The 20,895-nt window shown below is 45.1% G+C and carries 14 protein-coding genes, 1 pseudogene and 2 riboswitches; of the genes and pseudogenes, 6 read left to right on the forward strand and 9 right to left on the reverse strand.

Features of this window, described 5'->3' with window-relative positions; translation table 11 throughout:
- Window positions 1-30 precede the first annotated feature (30 nt).
- Window positions 31-1,449: an alanine/glycine:cation symporter family protein gene (locus tag ACWGXJ_RS19220; protein ID WP_235308583.1), complete on the reverse strand. Its 1,419-nt coding sequence runs from the start codon at window positions 1,447-1,449 to the stop codon at window positions 31-33.
- Window positions 1,450-1,609: 160 nt separating this feature from the next.
- A riboswitch (glycine riboswitch) is annotated at window positions 1,610-1,704 on the reverse strand.
- Window positions 1,705-1,722: 18 nt separating this feature from the next.
- Window positions 1,723-1,799: riboswitch (glycine riboswitch) on the reverse strand.
- Between the two features lie 168 nt (window positions 1,800-1,967).
- A pseudogene (locus tag ACWGXJ_RS19225) lies at window positions 1,968-2,597 on the reverse strand (glycoside hydrolase family 1 protein); the annotation flags it as partial.
- A 130-nt stretch (window positions 2,598-2,727) separates the two neighbouring features.
- Here ACWGXJ_RS19225 and ACWGXJ_RS19230 point away from each other — a divergent pair.
- From ACWGXJ_RS19230 to ACWGXJ_RS19245, 4 genes are all read left to right on the forward strand, one after another.
- Complete coding sequence (locus tag ACWGXJ_RS19230) at window positions 2,728-3,699, forward strand: LacI family DNA-binding transcriptional regulator (RefSeq protein WP_452567399.1); 972 nt, start codon at window positions 2,728-2,730, stop codon at window positions 3,697-3,699.
- A gap of 233 nt (window positions 3,700-3,932) precedes the next feature.
- On the forward strand, window positions 3,933-4,775 hold the full coding sequence (licT, locus tag ACWGXJ_RS19235; RefSeq protein ID WP_452567400.1) for a BglG family transcription antiterminator LicT: 843 nt from the start codon (window positions 3,933-3,935) through the stop codon (window positions 4,773-4,775).
- Window positions 4,776-5,009: 234 nt separating this feature from the next.
- Complete coding sequence (locus tag ACWGXJ_RS19240; protein ID WP_452567401.1) at window positions 5,010-6,866, forward strand: beta-glucoside-specific PTS transporter subunit IIABC; 1,857 nt, start codon at window positions 5,010-5,012, stop codon at window positions 6,864-6,866.
- Window positions 6,867-7,198: 332 nt separating this feature from the next.
- Entirely contained in the window at window positions 7,199-7,714 is a 516-nt protein-coding gene (locus tag ACWGXJ_RS19245) for a thioredoxin family protein (protein ID WP_452567402.1), read from the forward strand.
- A gap of 197 nt (window positions 7,715-7,911) precedes the next feature.
- On the opposite strand, the gene ACWGXJ_RS19250 is transcribed toward ACWGXJ_RS19245, so the two are convergent.
- Complete coding sequence (locus ACWGXJ_RS19250; RefSeq protein WP_452567929.1) at window positions 7,912-9,270, reverse strand: sugar phosphate nucleotidyltransferase; 1,359 nt, start codon at window positions 9,268-9,270, stop codon at window positions 7,912-7,914.
- A 160-nt stretch (window positions 9,271-9,430) separates the two neighbouring features.
- On the opposite strand from ACWGXJ_RS19250, the gene ACWGXJ_RS19255 reads away from it, so the two are divergent.
- The gene (locus ACWGXJ_RS19255; protein ID WP_452567403.1) at window positions 9,431-10,126 is read left to right on the forward strand and encodes a response regulator transcription factor; all 696 of its coding nucleotides are present in this window, start codon (window positions 9,431-9,433) and stop codon (window positions 10,124-10,126) included.
- A gap of 42 nt (window positions 10,127-10,168) precedes the next feature.
- On the opposite strand, the gene ACWGXJ_RS19260 is transcribed toward ACWGXJ_RS19255, so the two are convergent.
- Genes ACWGXJ_RS19260 through ACWGXJ_RS19270 form a run of 3 tightly spaced genes read right to left on the reverse strand, consistent with a single transcriptional unit; the run spans window position 10,169 to window position 16,829 of the window.
- Window positions 10,169-14,599: a hypothetical protein gene (locus ACWGXJ_RS19260; protein ID WP_452567404.1), complete on the reverse strand. Its 4,431-nt coding sequence runs from the start codon at window positions 14,597-14,599 to the stop codon at window positions 10,169-10,171.
- Between the two features lie 50 nt (window positions 14,600-14,649).
- Window positions 14,650-16,383 carry an ATP-binding protein gene (locus ACWGXJ_RS19265; RefSeq protein WP_452567405.1) on the reverse strand — a complete coding sequence of 578 codons (1,734 nt, stop codon included), beginning with the start codon at window positions 16,381-16,383 and terminating at the stop codon, window positions 14,650-14,652.
- Window positions 16,380-16,829, reverse strand: a complete 450-nt coding sequence (locus tag ACWGXJ_RS19270; RefSeq protein WP_023990008.1) for a hypothetical protein — start codon at window positions 16,827-16,829, stop codon at window positions 16,380-16,382. Before ACWGXJ_RS19270 ends, ACWGXJ_RS19265 begins: the two co-directional genes overlap by 4 nt.
- A 45-nt stretch (window positions 16,830-16,874) precedes the next feature.
- Here ACWGXJ_RS19270 and ACWGXJ_RS19275 point away from each other — a divergent pair, with 45 nt between their 5' ends.
- The gene (locus ACWGXJ_RS19275; protein ID WP_069290230.1) at window positions 16,875-17,579 is read left to right on the forward strand and encodes a response regulator; all 705 of its coding nucleotides are present in this window, start codon (window positions 16,875-16,877) and stop codon (window positions 17,577-17,579) included.
- Here the strand turns inward: ACWGXJ_RS19275 and ACWGXJ_RS19280 are convergent.
- Genes ACWGXJ_RS19280 through ACWGXJ_RS19290 form a run of 3 tightly spaced genes read right to left on the reverse strand, consistent with a single transcriptional unit; the run spans window position 17,547 to window position 20,893 of the window.
- A complete protein-coding gene (locus ACWGXJ_RS19280) occupies window positions 17,547-18,458 on the reverse strand; it encodes a glycosyltransferase family 2 protein (RefSeq protein WP_452567406.1) in 912 nt (303 codons plus the stop codon). The genes ACWGXJ_RS19275 and ACWGXJ_RS19280 overlap by 33 nt on opposite strands.
- Window positions 18,418-19,644, reverse strand: coding sequence for a glycosyltransferase family 4 protein (locus tag ACWGXJ_RS19285; protein WP_452567407.1), 1,227 nt, complete (start codon window positions 19,642-19,644; stop codon window positions 18,418-18,420). Before ACWGXJ_RS19285 ends, ACWGXJ_RS19280 begins: the two co-directional genes overlap by 41 nt.
- On the reverse strand, window positions 19,628-20,893 hold the full coding sequence (locus ACWGXJ_RS19290; RefSeq protein WP_452567408.1) for a transporter: 1,266 nt from the start codon (window positions 20,891-20,893) through the stop codon (window positions 19,628-19,630). Before ACWGXJ_RS19290 ends, ACWGXJ_RS19285 begins: the two co-directional genes overlap by 17 nt.
- Window positions 20,894-20,895: the final 2 nt, after the last annotated feature.

A 20,895-nucleotide genomic window follows, 5' to 3' on the forward strand; every position in this document is an offset into this window, starting at 1 on the left:
GTGATGGCTGAGGGCACTCCCTTTTGGAATTTATGAATTAACCGTTTGTCCCTTTTCTTCTACTTGAATAGCAGCCCCTACATTGGCACCTGCAAGAATGCCCTTTTTCTTATTAGGATACAGAGAATCCATATAGGTTCGGGTTTCTGCAACTACGATTCCCGATAAGCCAAGCAGTGCAATCAGATTCGGGAAAGCCATCATTGCGTTAAAGATATCTGCCAGCAGCCAAATGGCTTCCAACTTGATGAACGCACCTCCTGCCACAAGTGCGATGAACAAATAACGGTATGGTTTAATCCATTTGACACCCAGTAAATATTCAACACAACGTTCCCCGTAGTAATTCCAGCCCAGTATCGTTGTGAATGCAAATAAAATAAGGCTAATCGTCACGAGTTCTGCACCAGCCGGAAAGGCACTGGAAAACGCATGCTGGGTCATCAGACCTCCATCGTCATTTCCACTCCATATTCCCGTAACCAGCAACGTAAATCCCGTCAGATTACAAATAATCATCGTATCGATAAATACGCCTGTCATGGATATCAGCCCTTGTTCTGCAGGCCATTTCGTCTTAGCAGCTGCTGCTGCAATTGGCGCACTTCCCAAACCGGCTTCATTAGCAAAAATACCTCTGGCAACTCCGCTTCGCATCGCCAACATAATCGTTGCTCCGGCAAATCCACCCGTTGCAGATGTGGTCGAGAAGGCCCCTTGTAATACTAAAGCAATCGCATGAGGAAGCTCTCCTGCAAACTTAATGAGTACAATTAAGCAAACTACGATATAGAGCCCCGACATGAATGGAACAATCTTTGTGGATACCTTGGCAATACTTTTGAGTCCTCCAATCGTAACAACAGCCGTTAACACGGAAATAATGATCGCTGTAACTACCGTTGGCACTCCAAAGCTACTTTCCGTCGAAGAAACGATAGCCTTTACTTGCGGAAAAGTACCGATTCCAAATAGGGCTACAAGAACACCAGAAAAGGCAAACAACATCGCCAGCGGCTTGAAACGGCGGCCAAGCCCGTTTTCAATATAATACATCGGGCCACCCGAAAATTGTCCGTTCCGGTCTTTAACACGGTATTTAACGGATAATAATCCTTCCGCATATTTGGTTGCCATCCCGAAAAAAGCTGCAACCAGCATCCAGAATAATGAACCGGGCCCACCCAGTTTGATCGCTGTTGCCACGCCGACAATACTTCCTGTACCTACAGTAGCTGCCAGTGCCGTACTCAATGCTCCGAAGCTGCTTACATCTCCGCTACCTTCGTCCGGCGCTTTACCAATTAGCTTGAGCGCCAAAGGCAATCGAATAACCTGGAGCAGCTTCAAACGGATCGTTAGCCACAACCCAGTGCCCATTACAAGAATAAGAAGCGGCGCTCCCCATATCCAGCTGTCAATCGTTTCTAATACATGTACCAAATTCATTTCAACCCGCTCCTCCAGCATATTAGAAAACAAAAAAGAGTCAAATCAGCTGATTCGACTCCTGGAGAGGTTAAAGGCACGAAAAAATACAACCATCTTGTGCAGGTTTCTACCTCTAATAGCTCATAAAAAAGCCTAGGGGCATTCCCTGTCACAGGTTATTCGCGTCTCTGTCCTTTTGCCTGAGAGTTTAAGCAGATGTTTTCTGCGGTGCACCTTCGGCGCCCAATTAAGGGTCTCTCCAGAGTTCTGTCCGTTTACGGTCCCCGCTTGTTGCTGTAACCAGCCTAAGCACCTGAGAGTTTTGCCCCTTCGGTCGGAACTTTCGTTCCATCTCCCGCAAACATCAACCAGACATATGAAATTTTTATTTATTATACAGAAAACTTTCAGCTTATTACAAGTGAAAAGTTTGTGAAGCCCTCTGAAATATTATTATTGTGTCTATCAAAAAAGCAGATACAGCAAATTTCATCCTTAGGATGTCCTCTGCTATACCCGCCCGAGATGATATGGAATTACAATTCTTCACCATTGGTTGCTATCACATTTTTATACCAGTTAAATGAGTCCTTTTTGGAGCGTTTGAGCGTTCCGTTACCGTCATCATCCAGATCAACGTAAATAAATCCGTAGCGCTTGGACATTTCGGAAGTAGACATGCTCACAAGGTCGATAGGGCCCCAGCTGGTGTAGCCAAGCAGATCAACACCGTCGGCAATCGCTTCCTTCATTTGGGCAATATGCTGACGCAAGTAATCAATTCGATACGTGTCATGCACAGAGGTCAATAACCACACCGCCACCGGTGAACGGACTCATGGTCATTACATTGATTTCATTAAAGGTCAGCCAGTATTTTACTTTATCCTTATAGCGTGTAAACACCGTTTCGGCATAATTTACGTAGTGCTGTATGACTTCACGACCCAGCCAGCCATTATACTTCTGCGTCAGACCTAGCGGTGTTTCATAATGTGACAATGTTACCAGCGGCCAATATTATACTTGCGCAGCTCATCAAATACATTGTCGTAGAATTGCAATCCTGCTTCATTCGGCTCGGCATCATAGCCATACGGGAAAATCCGCGACCAGTGGTTGGACATACGGAATACTTTGAAGCCCATTTCAGCGAACAATGCAACCTAACGATAACCGTTCTCCTTTGAAATGCATTGACAGATACTTTAAAATAGATGTAATGCCTTCATAAGCATCCTAATCGTTGTAACGCGTTTCATGTCAAGTATTTTTTCTTATGTGAGGAGAAGCACCATGTCGAATCTTGATCAAATTGCAAAACTGGCGGGCTTTTCCAAAGCTACGGTATCCAGAGTATTAAATCAGTCCCCCCATGTTAGTCACGAAACAAGAGCTAAGATTTTGAAAATCATGCAGGAATTAGATTATGTTCCTAATCGAAATGCCATTTCTCTATCCAAGGGTCAGACGCTTCAGATCGGTATCATTACTTCAACTATTAATGAAATTGTTCTCGCTTTTCTGGACAGCTTTGTGGAAGTAGCAGGCCAATATGAATTTCAAACCATTATTTATACTTCGGGAGAAGACAAAAAGAAAGAGCTTCAAGCCTTTGAGGATTTAAAAAGAAAAAGAGTCGATGCGCTGGTCATCATTTCCTGCGTGAATGACACTGATTTTTTGAGCACCTATTGCAAATATGGCCCGATCGTGTCGTGGCAACGAATGGAGCATACCGATATTCGCTCCGTCGCTATGGATCAGTATGAAGGATATATGTTAGCGCTCAAACATTTGATACAAAAAGGTTATACTCGTATAGCCAATGCTTTTGGCCGTCCGAGCAGTATTAATACCCATAGTAGACAACGAGCCTACGAACAGATCATGAGTGAGCACAATCTGCCCGTGTTGCAACACTGGAATCACTCTTCTATTTATAATATCCGTGATGGCGAACAGGTCGTACGGGATCTGTTACAGCATCCGGACGAATTTCCAGAGGCTATTTTATGTGCTAACGATTATGTAGCAGTGGGCATTCTCTGCGAAGCACGCAGACAAAAACTGAACGTACCGGAAGATCTGGCAATTGTTGGATTTGATAACACGGAGCTGGCGTATACGCTGGGGATTACAACGATTCAAAATCCTATCATGGCTCAAGCACAAAATGCCTTTTTCATGCTTTCCCCTCAGCTGATTGGACGCCAAATGAAGCTTCATTCGCTAGAGTACAGCCTCATTGAACGTACGACTACATAAGGTAACGATGTACTTGCAAATTAGGCAAAAGGGCCTTGATATGAAATATTTTTTGTCGAAAGAGAATAAAATATGTTGAAATCGCTTTTTTTTGTGCTACAATAGCACTATATCGAAGGATTGTGACCGGTGATGCGGGCAATGCCTGAGTTCAATTGAGTGCTATTGCTAACAATAGTATTGAATTGTGCTTAGGCATTTTTTATTGGTAAAGGATGGGAGGGGGAACTTCAATGATTATTGAGAAGGTGCTCAATAACAACGTCCTATTGACTAAAAACGATAAAGGCAAAGAGGTCATCGTGATGGGAAGAGGTATTTCCTTCAAAAAGGTGGCTGGCGATCAAGTCGATGATGATAAAATAGATAAGATTTTCATGTTAAATGAAAACGAGTTCACGGCCAAACTAACCGAGTTGCTGAACGATATTCCTGTATCTCATCTGGAGGTCGTGAATGAAATCGTAACCCATGCAACGGAAGTGTTGGATACGGAGTTAAGCGATAATATTTATTTAACGTTGACCGACCATATTCATTTTGCCATACAACGGCAAGAAAAAGGACTGGCACTCCAAAACGCGATGCTGTATGAAATTAAACGCTTTTACAAAAAAGAATTTGCAGTTGGGCTGGATGCTCTCCAAAAAATTGAAAATACGCTCGGAGTAAAATTAGGCGAAGATGAAGCGGGATTTATTGCATTGCATGTGGTGAATGCACGGATCGACGGTAACGAAATGAAATCCACACTGAAAATGACCGAGATTGTTCAACATATCTTGAACATTATTACGTATCATTACGGAATTGTGCTGGATGAGTCTTCTTTTAGCTACTCGAGATTTTTGACACATTTGCAATATTTTGCGATGCGAGTGATTCGCAAAGAAGTCATTCACAGTGGTGAAGAATTTTTGTATAACCAGGTAAAGCAGACGTATACCGAAGCTTTTGCTTGTGCCCAAAAGATCAATGAATATCTGGAAAAAACATACGATCAATATTTAAGCAAGGATGAATACGTATATCTAACTATCCATATTCATCGCGTAACTGAACGTAATAACATATAAGACTAACAACTTCATACCTTCATCGTTCATGGATTGTGACTGGTAAGGCAGGCAAAACCTAAACTGATGGTGAAATCGACGTTCCTCTATAGGAGAGAGTGCGTAGTTTTCACCACGAGTTTAGGTTTTTCTTGTTTACAAGTTTAAAAAAAGATGCACGCCGGCGTATCTTAGCAACAGCTGTAAACAGTAAATCCTATCAGTAGCAAGAATAACCCATAAGGAGTTCTGAACATGAGTGATAAAGAACTATCTAAAAAAATAGTGACCCTCGTTGGTGGCGAAGAGAATGTCAATTCGGTATTCCATTGCGCTACACGCTTGAGATTTAAATTAAATGATCGTACAAAAGCAGACAAAGCCGCACTGGAAGCAACCCCTGGTGTCATTACAGTAGTGGAAAGCAGCGGCCAGTTTCAAGTGGTTATCGGCAACAATGTAGGTCAAGTGTTTGAGCATATGATGGCAGAAACGAATTTGCAGGATGCAGACAATCCAAATGCGAAAAAGGAAGAGTCTTCCGAAAAAACGAATTTCCTTGGAAAAGCGGTCGATATCATTTCCAGCATTTTTTCTCCTCTTTTGGGAGCTCTTGCAGGGGCAGGTTTGCTCAAAGGGATTCTGGCATTAATTTTGTCGCTCCATTGGATTGATAATACAAGCGGTACGTATCTGATTCTGAACGCCGCTTCAGACAGTGTATTTTATTTCTTACCTCTATTTCTGGCTATTACATCGTCCCGTAAATTTAAGACAAATGCCTTTGTATCTGTCGCAGTTGCTGGAGCCCTTGTCTACCCGGATGTTATTGCGGCGGTGGACAATCCGGCAAAACTGGCTTTTTTCGGGATTCCAATCATTTTAATTAAATACAGTTCCAGCGTAATCCCAATTATTCTCGCGGTATGGGTACAGTCCTATGTGGAGCGCTGGTTCAATTCCTTTATCCATCAATCAGTTAAAAACATTATCGTACCTATGCTATCACTACTGGTCGTTGTTCCGTTGACGTTTTTGGCCTTTGGTCCAGTCGGTAACCTGATCAGTCAGGGCTTGGCGAACGGTTTTACATGGGTATACAATTTAAGCCCATTGATCGCCGGAGCTGTTGCCGGAGCATTCTGGCAAGTATTTGTTATTTTCGGCGTACACTGGGGCTTTGTTCCTATCATGCTGTCCAATATTGCAACATTGGGGTATGACACGATGCTTCCGATGCTTACAGCAGCTGTACTTTCTCAAGCCGGTGCAACACTGGGGGTATTCCTGAAATCCCGGAACACCCAGATGAAGGCTTTGGCTGGTTCCTCTACACTGGCAGCTGTATTCGGGATTACTGAACCAACGATTTATGGTGTAACTTTGAAATTGAAAAAGCCTTTCATTTATGCTTGTATTTCCGGTGGTATTGGGGGCGCTATTATCGCTTCTGGCGGAGCGACTGCAAAATCCTTCTCCCTGCCTAGTTTACTGGCGTTGCCAACTTATTTTGGAGCTGGATTCTTGTGGGTAGTCATCGGTTTGCTCGTTGCCTTTGTACTCGCAGTTGTGTTGGTTATGATTTTGGGCTTTGAAGATCCAAAAGAAGAAACTGCAAAAACAGAAGCTGCACCCGTAAAGAAAGAAGTGGCAATCGAGAAAGAAATTCTCGTAAGCCCACTGCAAGGTAAAGTATTGCCTTTGGAACAATCTTCTGATGTTGCTTTTGCTTCAGGTGCTATGGGGAAAGGAATCCTCATTGATCCTACAGAGGGTGTGCTGACATCTCCTGTCAATGGAACGATTACAACAGTATTCCCGACCGGACATGCAATCGGTATTACTTCCAATGACGGAGCAGAAATTCTGATTCACGTGGGTGTGAATACAGTGAAGCTGAAAGGAAAATTCTTTGACAAGCGCGTCAAGGAAGGCGATGTGGTTAAGCAAGGACAACTGTTGCTTGAATTTGATATCGAGCAAATTAAGGCGGCAGGCTATATTACAGCTACACCAATTATCGTAACAAATTCCGCTCAATACCTGGATGTGTTGAACACAATGGAAACTGAAGTGAAGCGTGAGGATTACTTGTTGACTGTTGTGGTCTAACGTTTTAACTATCAGACTAAAGAAGCTTTCCCAACAATGGAAAGCTTCAGAGTGTCGAGAAAGTCCAGAGGACTTTTCGACACTTCTATTTTTATATGGTGAGACGCATCTTTTAAAACAAAAATCGATTTAAAACGATCTGAGGACCCTAGTTTTTAGACCACTAAGACAGTTTTAAACCCCCTGCAAAAAAACAGGGGGTTTCTCGACAGCCTGAAGCTTTCCCAACAATGGAAAGCTTCTTTTTTTATACATAATGAGACAAGTGTTACAGCTAGAAATGGAAATATCATTTACTGTAAGTGTAAGATTGTAAAAAAAGGAGGATTTCTGTGAAAAAAGGATATATCGCTGGGTTAAGTGTCATTGTATTACTTATCATTGGTATCGCTATTTCAGCTCTAGCTAAATTTCAAGACATAGAGCAGGTTGTTCAACAAAAAGACAAAGAAATCCAAGCGAGCAAAAGCAATTACCCGGAAATATATGACCACTTGAATGCGGTTACATTTGAAAATTTTAAGAGTTTAATTCAACAGGATCGAAGTGTACTTGTCTATGTCGGCAGACCCAGTTGTGGCGACTGCAACCGGTTTGAGCCTAACTTTAACAAGATGATTGAGCAGTATAATCTAGGCTCTAAAATTACTTTTTTGAACGTTCACAAAATCCATAAGGACAAGTCCCAATGGAATAAATTCAAAGAGGATTACAACGTTAAATACACCCCCACCATTGCAGAATTCAGAAACGGCAAACTGGTTGATAAAATAGAATGGACGCCTAAAAGAGACCTCAGTACGGACGCCGTAAAAGAGTGGCTGACTTCCAAGAAAATTATTTTATAAGTCTCTTTTCTATTCATCTTATTACAAACAAAAAGAACTGTTTATGCAAAAAAAGGTATTCATGTCTATAATACATGAATACCTTTTCTTAGGAATGCACAGGTCATCTAAGCTCTAATAAAAAATAGTTCCTCCTACTCTTCACTGCCTTCTGATAAACCTCGTTCGTATCTATCAGTCCCTATAATGGTAGGCACTTATAGAGTATGGTCGTCAATCGAATCAGGAAATTCATATCGGATAATATCTGTTTCGGATACGATATGTCCGATTTGTGACTCAATGAATTCTAAATCTCCCTCTACTGCCCCTATAAAATGCTTTGTACCGGGTTCTACGACAATAACCTCACCTGGGCTGACTATCTGTGTCACGCCATTGATAGAGACACTTCCGGTTCCAGAAACTATGGTCCATACTTCTTTACGGTACTGGTGCTCATGATAGCTGATAAATCTTCCGTTCGATATGACCACGCGTTTGGTCACTGTCTGCAATCCACTTGCCGCCTGCTGATGGGATAATACAGTTTGCTTTCCCCAGAAGCGCTCTTCAAAACGCGGGCCGATTTCAATTTCCGCCACCATATCCTTAATTCCTGTTGACGACTGTCGGTCCGTAACCAGCACGCCATCTGGACCAGCAACGACAATAATGTCCGGGACATTCCAGATGCTAACCGGAATCTCCAGTTCATTGATGATATGCGAGTCATGTGAAGCTTCTGAAATATATCCTGGGCCACTTAGCTTCGAACTTACTTCCCGCACCAACGAATCCCATGTGCCCAAGTCTCTCCACTCTCCATGGTATGGAAGCACGGAGAGCTTATGAGTATGCTCTACTACTGCAATATCGAAGCTAGTTTTAGGCAAGTCTGCATAATTTGTCGAAAGAGAATTGTAGTCGGCTGGTAAACCCATTTGCTCCAGAATATCCAACAAAAAGCCCAGTCTAAAAGCAAACACCCCGCAATTCCATAAGGCCCCTTCACGGATCAATGCTTCTGAACGGATCAGATCCGGCTTTTCTACAAATGAACTAACTCTATAATATGGCTGGTCAAGTGAAGAAGAGGCTGAAGGCAGAATATATCCGTATTTATCAGAAGGCTCCGTTGGAGCAGCCCCCATTAATGCGATATGGCTTCCTGATTGCTCTAATATTGAAGGAAGCCTGCGCAGATGCTCAAAAAATTCATCCCCCGCATACCCGTCCACAGGCATGACCCCTACGATCTCGTCGCGTGATGCGCCTGCAACGTCATGCAAGTAGGCCGTAGCCAGGGAAATGGCCGGGAAGGTATCCCGCTGAGTCGGCTCCTCAATGACTACAGCACCTCCGCCAATTTGCCCCCGGATCAGCTCGGCCTGAGTTCCACTCGTCGAAAAATAGGCCTCATCTGCCAAATTCGCCTCATCTAATTGTCTCCATATTCGTTGCAGCATACTTTCGGGCCGTTCGTCGTGACGTAGTATGGAAAGAAACTGCTTGGGACGGTTCACATTGGATAAGGGCCATAGACGTTTACCCGAACCTCCAGATAATAAAATCATTCGCAAAGATGCAACCTTCTTCCTGTAAATTAATATTTTTCTTTCATTATAGGACTGTTCAATTTTCGCATTTCTGCCGAATACATAAGTATGTATTATCGTGGAAAATACATGATTATGCACTGCTATTGTATCTTTGTCTGTACAGGAGATGTCAGTCATGCCCATAAAAATACTCGTCATTGAAGATCAAAAAAGTTTGGCAGATATGATTGCTCTTCACCTTCAGGAGGAAGGCTATCATACCGAGCTTATTTATGACTCTAAACTTGCAATTCCTACACTTATGCGTTTTAAGCCGGATATTATTGTGACCGCTCTAATGTTTTCCGGTAAAGTCGAATGTGCGCTGATCAGCCAAATCCGTCAATTTACTACAGTCCCTATGCTGGTCATCTCTAATAACACCGTGCTGAATATAAGAATAAAGGCTCTGGATGACGGAGCAGATGACTTCTTATGCAAGCCGTTCAGTCTGATAGAGTTAAATGCCCGCATCAAAGCCCTGCTGCGCCGCTGCGGCCGCAACATGCTCACTGAATCGCAAACGGTAACTCAAAAGATTAAAAAGGTAAGAGTTTGGGTGAATGATTACCGTCATTGCCTGTTAGTCGATGACCAAGAAATAGAAGTCACTCAAATCGAATTTTCTATTATAAAAGAGATGTCCTGCAATCCAGGTAAAGTCTTTACCCGCAGTGAGCTGATGGATCGGATCAAAGGCGGAGATGGCGCTTATCTGGATCGCACTATCGACGTACATATTTCCAGTCTCCGCAAAAAAATAGAACGTGACCCTAAAAATCCTCAGCACATCCGTACTGTATGGGGCAGAGGCTACAAATATGAGATGTAGTCGTATCATGGCTACCCATTTCCCCACTGAGCAGCTTGCTTTTTATGGAAGATTTCGCTTCTTCCATCGCCGATAAGGAAGAAAACAAGCTGCTCCACCCAGTATCCCTATGAGGAACAGCACCCAGCCAAAACGGTAGGCGGAAGCCAGAATAACGACGACTTTCCCGTTCCCGTTACCATTGGTAATGAATCCGGTAGTCACTCCATTGACGGACAGACGGGCTCGCTGATTTTCGCTACCCAGCCTGAACTCCCACAGTGGATTGGGTGATTCAGTCTCCCGGATCAGCACCTGCTGATGTGTTGGATTATATAGCGTAAAACTGCGTTCCATGGAATTTTCACGAGTAGCCTGAATGCTTTCCGAAGTATGTGGAACCATAAAAAAGGTATCCATATCCGTTCCCTCAAACAATGTAAATTGATCTACTGTAATCATCGCTTGATAAGGGATGATGGAATATTGCTTCATTTGAAATAAGCCTGACTGCTTCTTGTGCGCATGCGCTAAAATCTGAAACTGCATCATGGCGGTGCCTGCCGGAGCCTTCACAATTTGATCATAATGATTCCATTGTTCCTTATCTCTCTCCTCCACCTCATCAATATAGGAGGTTTGGAGAACCTGGGACGCTTTATTCAAAAAAATGACCTTCATGTGCCGACTTCCAACTTGTTCGGATCGCGCATCCAACTGCACGGCATACTCTTGCAGCGGCTCGGCCTTCATTTTCTTGGACGCATAAATATTCCAGTCACAAGAATAGCTAGGTGCGTAACGGATAGAGAGCCCTTCGTCCATGATTGATAGCTTCGTCTGGCCAGGTCGTATATCCGCTACACATCCGACATCCGTCGTGCTCAATGATTCCTTCGTATCCTCCCCCGGCATCACCGTCACTTCCTGCCCTCCCATTCGATGAATATCTCCAAAACGGCTCAATGAAGGCACCTGACTATCCAGGACAAGGGTTAAGCGATACTTTCCCTTGGTTAGGAACAGATTTTTAAATTCGACTCGGCCATAGTCGTTCAGCAGACCGGGAATCTGTATGATTTTCTTTGCAAAACCATCCTGATTGGGCACCGTTTCAATAACCTGCTTTTCGGATAAAGAGGTAGCAGGTAACCGCTTATACGACTCCTCCGTACGAATCGTTCTGGTCAGCACCTCTCCCGTCTCTTCATTCATCCACTTCATCGTTAATGACCCATGGTACCCTGCAGGTAGATTAGCCAAAATAGCTGTGGCATAGGTTCCCGTTTTGGCGACTTCCACATCCCTGCTTAACGTCCCCTTCTGATAGCTGATCCCCCGCCCCATACTAAGTCTTGGCAAAGCACGCTCCGTCTGCACATTCCCTTGGGCGTTAAAATCGTTCTCTGCCTCCAAGGTGAAAAAGAGCTTGCCCCGCTTCAATGCCTGCTCCACTGGAAAAGATAACTGATCTAGCTGATCCACAGGCACAATCGCAAATTGATTGACCGCATTAAAGCCTTGCAGGTTACTAACCGTGACCGGGGTATCTCCTTTGGGAAAGGCATGCACTCCCAGATCGACCCATTGGAATTGGTTCAAGCCATCATCCTGAGTTTTGATACTAACCACTTTGTCCGGTAGTGTGACTTGTAATTTCCCACCTGCCGTATTCATAAACACTCTAGCATACACATGCGAGGTTTGAGGTTGATCCAGTTTTTTGTGCATCGTAAATGTGTTAGGCTTGCTGTATTGCCCCAAATCACGCAGCTGGATATCATGAATCCACCAGTAATTTTTTTGCTGTGGACGCTGTAAGGTTAACAAATCCATTCGCATCCAATAGCTGCCGGGCGGCGAAACGTATTCCCCGTAAAATTTTACACTGTCAAAATTATATCCCTCCGAAGGTGCCACGACATAGCTAACCCCCAGCTCACGCATTTGCTTATCATAAAATCTCATTTTTACATGCATTTTGTTCGTCCCGCGACCGGAAACAGTAATTTGGAACTGATACGGATTATTTTCCTTGGCTTCCAGCAAACCTGATCTAGCGACCTGCCATATATTACTCGGGTCTCCCTTCATAATTTCGCCGTGCAGAGTGGGAACATCATTCAATTCCTCACGGGGATTAGCCTGCACACTGAACAACTGCGGATTATCCGGCTTGAAGAAGGTTTCGGTCCGCAACATGGAATCAAAGTCCACGACCGTCTTCCCTTCGATGCTGCTCATCTGATACGGGGCCAGATCCAGCTTCTTACTGGCAAAGGTAACCGCAATCCCTGCATCCATTTCCATATCGAACGGAAAGTTCCGTATATTTTGGGAGGATAAATACCATAACCAATCGTTGGTCGAGGCAAAGGTTTTGGACCATTTTAAAAAGGCATTACCATCCTCAATGGCATCAAAAGACCGTAAGTAATCCTCTGCTGGAAGCTGTGACAACAGCAAGTCATTAAAGGACGCCGCTTCCACATAATCCCCTTTGTTAATCGTCTGGATGGTTTTTAGCTCAGGCCTTAACGCACTGAACAGCACTCCAAAGCGGTTAAAATCAAAACCAGGCAGATGACTGTAGCTCTCCAGTCGGCTAAAACCGTAAGGTGTTACAATTTTACTCGCAAGGATGTTCATATAGGGCGGTGTCTGATCGAGATTGAATATGGAAAATAGCCCGTTTTGGTACGTACGTTTCAACCCGGTCTGACCTTCCAGCTGAGACAGGTGGAAATCCTGCCGCTTCTCCTGGCCCACATATTCATCATGGTAGACCAACTGGTTGACCCCAAAGGTAGAGAACAACCAGCCTAATCGGGAGCTTAATCCGTTGTCCATAACATACTGCAGAAAATTCATATAGTATGTAATGCCGGGATCATTCCCCTCATGATGAAAGATCGTATTTTTAGGAGAAGAGTATACCTGAAAATCTCCGGTTGCCTTTTCGTTTGCAGTCTTCCCTTTATTCCATTTGGGCGTGGCTACTCCGTTATAGCTCTGGATCATATTGTCAGCAATCGGAAAGTATAATGCCTTGCTATCGAAACGATCCGGGTCAGTCAGCTTTTCAGCCATTTGACTATAAGCCTCCGGCACTTGTACCGGCTTGTAGTATCCCTCTATAAACTGAGTGCGCAAGGGAGCAAAATACACCCCCAGGCACAAGACGACGATAACAACCGCCAGCCTTTTATATACACGTTGCAATGGGGATGATCCGAACCATTCCATAAATTGAATGACACCAAAGGTCAGCAACACCCCGAAATTAAGGGCAATCAGTCCAATAAATTTGTTAGGGTCACGGAAAACCGAACCAATCACAGGGGTTTTCGTAACCAAAATGACAAACCACTTGGCAATAGATGGGAACGTCGTCCCGGTAGCTGTAACCAGAAATAGCAACGTAAGTAGCGAGAAGATTAGAATAATCGGATTTTTATGTGAACGTGTCACCATCGCATACCCGATCAATAGCAACAAAAATCCCCCTCCTACATAAAACATGCTAGGCAGTGAGGACAAGGAAAACATAGGCCACCAATAGCTCAGTAAATAACCTACGTTATATAAACTGCTGTTGCGGCTGAACAGAGACAACGTATCCACGACGTTGATATTATGCTGAGACGCTTGAGCGTCCATCAACATGCTACCAACATATAGAGACAACCAATAAAAACTGAGCAGACCAAAAAAGACGCCAAAAATGATCCCTTTACGCAAAAAATTGCCGTATAACGGCTGCAAATAGCTGCGACCAGCCTTACGGTGGGCCCAGGTTAGTTTGATCAATAGCAACATGGTGAACAATCCCAAATAAATCATGCCAAAGAAAAAATAATGAATGGCAGCGGCACTAACGGTAAATACCGCAGCCAACAGGAACAGGTCGATCCAGTTCCGTTGATACAGCTTGTGAGGATGATAGTTTTTTATTTGTTGAATTTGAAACTTGGGGTCCACCGCACTAAAGAAGAATCGCAGCATTAACGGAAACAGACTATATCCACAGAGCAAATAAATATGCTGAATGCGGAAAATAACCCACGGATTCAGCGCATAAAACAACGAGCCGACCATGATGGCAAAAATACGGGTCTTCGTAAAGCTTGGTGAATAATACACGCTAACCAGACGCTTGGCAAAGGCATACATCGAAAATGCCGAAACAAATAACAAGCCTGTAATAAACGACTTGAGCAAGACCGGGCCGCTTTCGTCAAATAAGAGTGACAGTCCATAGAAGGGCAAGATGTACAGGATACGTGGAGCATTGAACAAGGTCGAGGTAGACCATCGCTCGTTCCATACTCCGGTTATTTCCTCCAGATACCGATGAGAGGTGGCTCCAAAAGCAATGTCGCTAAACACAATTTGCCCTGGTCCATAGATGGGTGCAAGATATGCAACAATCGCAATCAGCATCAACATCATTGCCGCCATATCGTAGCGGTAGCGAAATATCCATTTTTTCATGCTTGTCCCCCTCTCTTGAACTTCTCGTATATCTGTCGGTTATCTTGGGCCTATCTTCTCAAACGAACGATTGCCTGCAAGCCCTGATCGGTATTACGCAGCTTTAAACGACCGCCTATGGTCTTCAGGTATGCATCCATATGATACAGGCTGAACGCATGCTCCTGCGAGTTTTGGGAATAGTCTGGCTGGAAATAGCTCCAACGCATTTTATCATCAATACCGCCGCCCGTGTCTTCAATGTTAATAATAATTTCTCCTTCTTCCAGCCGTGAACTAACCTTAAGCACTTGAGATTGCCGCTTGGACCGCAGACCTGTTCGGCCCTTTTCCTGATTCTCAGGCTGCTCCCCACCTTGGCCCATGGCCTGCACTGCATTTTCCAGCAGCCCCTGAATCGTTTTGTACAGCATGGGTGCTTGTGCTGCAATTGATGGAACAGGCTCTTGCCGCAAGATCACTTGAATGTTGTTCATGTTCAATGAACGGTTCGCCCATTTCAGCGACTCAGACAATACTTCATTCATATCTGTAAAGCTAATTCCACTATTATCATGCATCTTCTCTTCCAGCTCATCGCGCAAGCTACGAACTCCCGTCAGTAACTCTCCCAGTGAGGATTCCTGTCTGAGACGACCCTGGATGAAATTTTCATTTAACTCGCGAAAATACTCCAGTTCCTCATGAGAGGCTCCTTTTCCCTGACTCGAAGCCGCTTCAAAGCGGTTTGCTAGATCATGATAAAATCCCAGTAGCTTCAAATCATCACCGCCTGTGAGACGGCTAGTCTGCTCTTGCAGCTCTTGTAGTTGCTGCTCAATCGTCTGCATTAACGGCAAATAATAGGTGTCCTGCTGCTGTCGCATATCTTCATCTCGCCGTTGGTCACGCACCTGATTGTTCACGATGGCATCCTTTACAATCCGTTTGCGGAACTGTACGAGCATGGTCCACAGAATGAACAATATCAAAACCATGACCATCCATAACTGTTTGCGAAAGGAGCTGATTCGCTGAGCTGTATCCTCACTGACATCCTTAACCGATATGTAAAGGGCCTCTTCCCCAATGCGGCTGAATCCTATTCCGTGTTTCTCTCCGCCATCTTCGATGATACCTGTATTGCCTTCCAGCAGCCTACGGGTTACGCCCGTGATGTCCGTTCGGTTAATATCCGAAGTACTTCGGGAAGCTACGACCTTAAATTGACCGTTATAAAATAAAGTCTCATGCTGGTTAATCGGTTTACTTTTAATAATCCCGCTGAGCATATCAGCGTCAACCGTGCGCACCATAAAACCGCCCATCTGCGCCCCTTGAATCCTGCATGCTATATACTGGGCAGGCTGATGATCCTCTGTCACAAAAGAGCTTACTGCACAACCATTTTGCAGCCATTTAATCTGCTGGACTACACTTTTCATCTCACGATTGTCTCGTCCGACCATCACATGGTACTGCTCATCCAGCACATAAAAGGCCCCGCTTTCACGCTTAAAACCCTCAGGATACTGGCGTGTTCCCTGATTCAGCATATCTCTGCCCAGACTGGACGACAGCTCCTTCAGTTCAGCCTGCCATGCGGCATAACGCTCGGTTATGCTGCTAGAAAGTTCCTGTACCTCATACTGGAGCTGTTCGTTCTGAATCTCCGCCAAGTGAACACTGAATTGTCGCACGACAAACCATTGAAGCACGGCGGCCAAAAACACTGTCACACCCAGAACGATCAGGTACAGGATCAGCTTTTGCCAACCTGGTTTCAACAAAGCCCATTGTTTCATGCTTCCCTGTCCCCTCCATTTTGTTCAAGACGGCTCAAAATAGCCTGCATCAGGCATTCCAGCTCGTAGCTGACCAGCGGTAGCCGTGCGCATAGCAACCGGGGAGTGCGACGCTGGAGGGCAGCAAACCTCGCAGCGGTTTCCGTTGCCCCGTCCGTCAGTAGGATCAACTCGCATGTTTTTGCGATATATAAGCGATCCAACTCTTCCTCCCCGTATTCTCGCAGATCAACAACGTAAATATCATGGCGATCGTCCATATGCTGAAGTGCGCTGGAGACAGCCAGGGTCACTCCTGTATGCCGTGCAGCATGATACTGATGAAGGAGACGCATACCTTTTTCCCAGAGGGCATGTTCAGCCGAATCAAATCGTTCACAAAAAAGACGCAACGCCCGTTCTGTATTGACATCTTTCAAAAATGCCAAAACGCTGATATTATACATGTAGTTCCTCATTTCTTACTTCCTGATTGGAGTTGCGCAGTTCTTATGACACCCCAAAACATTCTATTTGTTGACGACAGCCCTATGGTTCTGTCCCTGCTCGAACGGACCTTGACGCAAGAAGCATTTACCTTACATACCGCTCACACACCCAAAGAAGCCTTACAAGTGCTGGAACAGCACCCGATTGATGTGGTCGTTTCCGATCTGCTCATGCCTGGTCTGGATGGGATTACCTTCCTTCGCATGATTAAGAAGGATTATCCACATATCGTACGAATCATTTTGTCTGGTCACCTGCATACGCAGTCCATTTTATCGGCGATTAATCAAGTCGGTGTGTTCCGTTTTTTGACGAAACCGCTGGAGTTGGATGATGATACGCTAAAGAAAATACTGTATGAGGCGCTTGATCAGGCCAAACTCAACCGAAATAGCCTGCATGCAGAACAGAACGTAGCTTCCGACCTGTCAGCATTTATAGACAGCATTTTGAACGCTCCGTACCGACCCTATGTGCTACTGAATGAACAAGATATCGTAACCGCTGTACACATTGCACTCGCTGAGCTGTATCCTGTCGGCTGCTCACTACGTCATCCTGACGGGGAAGGTATTCAGTTAACCACGCATTCATTATATATACCGTATGAGGAGTCGGAATCTTCCGATCCCGACCTGTACACGCTGGATACGCTGACCCTCGGCCATTCATCGTTACGCCTTATCCGCCTTAGCGAGATCGCCTGAGTGACGGGGGCCGCCCTTTAACACGGCGGCTACCCCAATCACAGTCAGGCATACATACATCCACAACATCCCCATCGTCAGCAAGGGGTGACGGATATAGTTTTTCAAATTCCCCCATGTATACAGCACCGGACGGAAGAAGTACCAACGTTCCAGCGCCTTTCGCAATCCGCCCTCTTCAGATGACATCGTACGATCCATCACCGAAAAGTAGTAGGCTTTTTTACGTAATACATCGTGCAGATACACCTGTTTTTCATCATGGTATACCCGTGTAAATACCGCCCGGCGAATAACTCCGCCAGACTCTATATAACGCAAGGTTGGCTGTATTTCTTCAAAAGCAATCTGCTCCGCATTAAACCCGCCCGTCGATTCGTAAGCGCTCATTCGCCAGAAGCGTGCCGCTTCAATGGAGCGTTTTCCCAAGGTTTCACCCGCGTTATTAATCACATTTCGCTCAAAAACTTTCACTTTGGAAAAAAAATTGTCTGCTTCCGAATACGCCTCCTCCGGAATGACCAAGGCGCCAATATCCTGATGATCGTCAAAAAAGTCGATGCTCTGCTGAATCAGATGTTCGGCTAAAATCATATCGGAATCCAATACAAATATGTATTCGGCCCCCAAGTGTTTCGCTTCCTCAACCGCCCTGACCCTGGCGACTCCCCGCTCCCCATGGGGAAGCTCCAGTACCGTTACGGGTACTGAACTCCCTGCCGACAGCATACGAATCGTCTCGACGGTCCGATCATTGGAGCCATCATCAGCAATTACAATATGCAGATCCTTGTAATTTTGCCCCATACAGCTTCGCAAACAAGGCTCTATCGTCCGCTCATTGTTGTACGTGGAGAAGAGAATGACCACTTTGTCCACTCTGTTGCGCCTCCTCTACCCAATCTTCCATCAACTGCTCAAACGCAGCAGCCGTATGATCAAAATGGAATCTTAACGCATATTGATACGCCCGCTCACGGATGGCCATGTAATCTTCGCCGCCCTTCGCTGCTCTTTCCATTTGTTCAGATAATCCCCGGATGTCGCCGTGAAAGCATAGATACCCGCTTTTTCCGAAATCCGTTGCATCCACCAGCCCCGGTGAATTGCTGACAATGCTGGGCGTTCCAACGGCTGCCGCTTCGGTAATCGTCAACCCCCAGCCTTCACGTAAGGAAGGAAACACCAGCGCGTGGGCACGACTCATCAACTCCAGCTTATGCTCTGCTGAAACAAATCCGTAAAAGGTAATATCGGCTTGCGATTGCCCCTGTTCATCCGGTTCTCCGTATGTTAATCCATATCGTTTCATAATCGGCAACAATTGTTCTGCCACATAGGTTTTATCGGTTTTTCCGGCAATCCATAACATAGCCTGAGGGAACTTTTCCTTGAGCTGCCCAAAGGCCTCAACGACCAGATCAATGCCTTTATATTTGACGAAGCGCCCAGCATACATGAAGGTCGGATTAGGCTCCTTCGTTAAAAATTGTTCGCGCGGCCAATGATCAAACTCAATGCCTTCCGGTAAAAGATGGACACGATCCGGGTGAAAGCCCAGCTTAAGTAGATCGTATCGAGTAGACGGAGATACCGTAAGCGTCCGATCCTTACGAGCCAGCTTAAGCATCAAGGGCTCCATATGAAACCCAATAACATTTAGCGGGAATTTGGCGTTCTCAAACCATATTTCCCTTGTTAGCTGATGTATGAAAAAGATCCGCTTGGATGCCTCCACCCAAAATCGGGTAAAGAATTGATGCGTATTTGCCTGGTTAATCACATAGTCGATCTTCCTTCGATGACGACGGTAATAGCGCATCGCATAATAAATGACACTGTATATGTTCCCTTTTCGAATATACGTAATACCGTCAATAACTTCATGCTCAGGCATCCCCTCAAATTGAGGTGAAAAATGAATGAACTGGAAGCGGCCTTGCTGTGAGCGTTTAAGCATTTCGTGGGTGAAAATTTCTGCTCCCCCGCTTTTAGGTGAACGAATGTCACGCCAGGAAAGCAATAGAACTACGGTTTTACCGTCCTGTTCATGTATGGTATTCATGGGGTAAATCCCCCTTTATCTTTATTTTGAACAAATGTACATAGGCGTCTACCACAAAGTAGAGAGCCATAGCCCCGTAAACAATGAACTCAGATAGCAAAAAATCTACCGGATCTGTGTGGGCAATATGAAAGGCTACTAATAAAGCCGCGGCTCCTGCCATCAGACTGAACATAAATTTGCGTCTGCCCACCAATACGTGCACATGTACAAAAAACAGCACGATGGAAAATAGCCAGTACACCCAGCCACCCCATGGAATATAGGCCTCGGCCGATTGGTAAGAGGCTCCGAATAATATGGGAATAGAGGATGGGAACACAAAGGTCGTGCCCACATATACACAGATCGCAGCTACAGCCATTAACCCGGCATAGACGGCAATCAACTTACCCAAAGCTTGGCGGTCATGCCCCTGCGCACCGATCTTTGGAATAAATGCAGCAATGAGGCTATACGAAACGTAATAAACCAACTGGCTGTACTTCAGCGCAATGGCATAGCTGCTGGCCTGCTCGGGAAAGTAATGCTGTACATACAACATGTCGATGGAGATACAAAACAAAATGAATAAATTCGTCATAAGGCTATCGGTGAAATCCTGACTCAATGATTTCCATAGCCCAGAAGGGATATGTTCTCTACCGTATGTGAATAAGGACAAGCCACGAGCCGAAACGATCCAGCCGTGGAGCAGCGACAGTAACATTCCCCCACAGCTCGCCAACAGTAGCGCTTCCAGCTTTAACCCCAGTGCAGCCAGAACAAAAAACAGGCTCAGCTTCCCTAATACCTCAATGTAATAGTTCACATTGAGCGCCAACATGCGTTCCCTGCCCTGTAAATCTCCGCGGCACGAACTCACCAGAATATGCAGTCCGATCAAGCCATACAGCATGAACAGCGGGCCGGATTCGACGCCTAATAGCGAACGCAGTAACGGATGAAAGATGAGTAGAATGATCACGGCAAGCACGGTTAGTACCAGAGGTGCTTTGAGTAATAGAGAACCGAGCGGTAAGCTTCGTAGCGCAAGCTTCTGGTCTCCCTTAGAGACCAGTTTGGCAGTTAATAGCTGGATGGATAAACCCAAAACGGATAAAAGCGCAAAAAGCGCCAGCAGCGCATTCGCCTGGCCATAAGCTTGTCCGGTAAGATACCAGCTCGCTGCAATGTGGAAGAAAAAATTAAATCCGTTAAGCAGCACATTAAAGAGAGGAAACATCAACGATCGTACTCGGTTGTTCACGT

The organism is Paenibacillus sp. S33, assembly GCF_053615415.1.

Bases quoted from the DNA above. Each gene is read 5' to 3' on its own strand.
- licT (WP_452567400.1), top strand. From the start codon at position 3,933: ATGATTATTGAGAAGGTGCTCAATAACAACGTCCTATTGACTAAAAAC.
- ACWGXJ_RS19255 (WP_452567403.1), top strand. From the start codon at position 9,431: ATGCCCATAAAAATACTCGTCATTGAAGATCAAAAAAGTTTGGCAGAT.
- ACWGXJ_RS19230 (WP_452567399.1), top strand. From the start codon at position 2,728: ATGTCGAATCTTGATCAAATTGCAAAACTGGCGGGCTTTTCCAAAGCT.
- ACWGXJ_RS19260 (WP_452567404.1), bottom strand. From the start codon at position 14,599: ATGAAAAAATGGATATTTCGCTACCGCTACGATATGGCGGCAATGATG.
- ACWGXJ_RS19250 (WP_452567929.1), bottom strand. From the start codon at position 9,270: ATGATTTTATTATCTGGAGGTTCGGGTAAACGTCTATGGCCCTTATCC.
- ACWGXJ_RS19220 (WP_235308583.1), bottom strand. From the start codon at position 1,449: ATGAATTTGGTACATGTATTAGAAACGATTGACAGCTGGATATGGGGA.
- ACWGXJ_RS19275 (WP_069290230.1), top strand. From the start codon at position 16,875: ATGACACCCCAAAACATTCTATTTGTTGACGACAGCCCTATGGTTCTG.
- ACWGXJ_RS19285 (WP_452567407.1), bottom strand. From the start codon at position 19,644: ATGAATACCATACATGAACAGGACGGTAAAACCGTAGTTCTATTGCTT.
- ACWGXJ_RS19240 (WP_452567401.1), top strand. From the start codon at position 5,010: ATGAGTGATAAAGAACTATCTAAAAAAATAGTGACCCTCGTTGGTGGC.
- ACWGXJ_RS19265 (WP_452567405.1), bottom strand. From the start codon at position 16,383: ATGAAACAATGGGCTTTGTTGAAACCAGGTTGGCAAAAGCTGATCCTG.
- ACWGXJ_RS19270 (WP_023990008.1), bottom strand. From the start codon at position 16,829: ATGTATAATATCAGCGTTTTGGCATTTTTGAAAGATGTCAATACAGAA.